Raw genomic sequence first — 738 nt, forward strand, 5'->3', positions numbered from 1 at the left:
CGCAAGTTCGGCGCCGGCGATCGCGTCGACCGTGTTTGCGCTGTCCGAGCGGCGCCGCACCCTGCACGCGTTCGCCAACCACGAGGAAGCCTGTCGCAAGACCGATGCGCGCGAAGTCGAGCATGACGCGTGGGCGTTTTTTGACGCCGCCGGCACGGCCTTGCATCCGGATTTTGTTGTGCCGAACACGGGTACCGTGTGGCGCAAGGCGGGCAGCTATGTGCTCGAACTGCGGCCGGAACGCGGCGCCGCCTCCTTGCGCGAGCGATTGCACCAGGCATCGGTGTTTGTAGCGGGGTCGCCGGTCGTGCGTCTTTCCAGCATCGCCGAGGTTCAGGCCATGCTCAACCAGCCCACGGAGAGCTAAACCATGCCAAAAGCAGCAAGGCTTGGGGATTCGATCGGCCACACGCCGCCCGGTGACGGTCCGATAGGAGGCATCGGCGACGTTACCGGCAAGATCGTCGGTCCTTGTTCCAGCAATGTGTTCACCAACGGCATCAAGGCCGCGCGGGCGTATGTTGACGTCGTGGTGTGCGCGCTACACCCGCAGGCGCCGTTGCCGATCGCGACCGGCAGCTCGACTGTCTTCATCAATGGCTTACCCGCAGCCAGGGTCAGCGACAAGATCGTGTGCAGGGCCTATATCACAGACGGCTCGGCGAACGTGTTCATTGGCGGTGCCGCTGTCCAGACCAATTCGTTCATGCCGGAGGGCATTTTCGAAGAAGTGGTCGA

2 protein-coding genes are annotated in these 738 nt (G+C 63.6%); both read left to right on the top strand.

Annotated features, from left to right (window positions below; genetic code table 11):
• Window positions 1–367, top strand: a 367-nt coding sequence (locus F2P45_RS34370) for a hypothetical protein (protein WP_166882677.1), incomplete at its 5' end; no start/stop codon positions are given.
• Between the two features lie 3 nt (window positions 368–370).
• Window positions 371–738: PAAR domain-containing protein (locus F2P45_RS37090; RefSeq protein WP_187367261.1), on the top strand; the 368-nt coding region annotated here is incomplete at its 3' end.

This window comes from Massilia mucilaginosa (assembly GCF_011682145.1).
In the GTDB taxonomy this organism is placed as follows: domain Bacteria; phylum Pseudomonadota; class Gammaproteobacteria; order Burkholderiales; family Burkholderiaceae_D; genus Telluria_A; species Telluria_A mucilaginosa.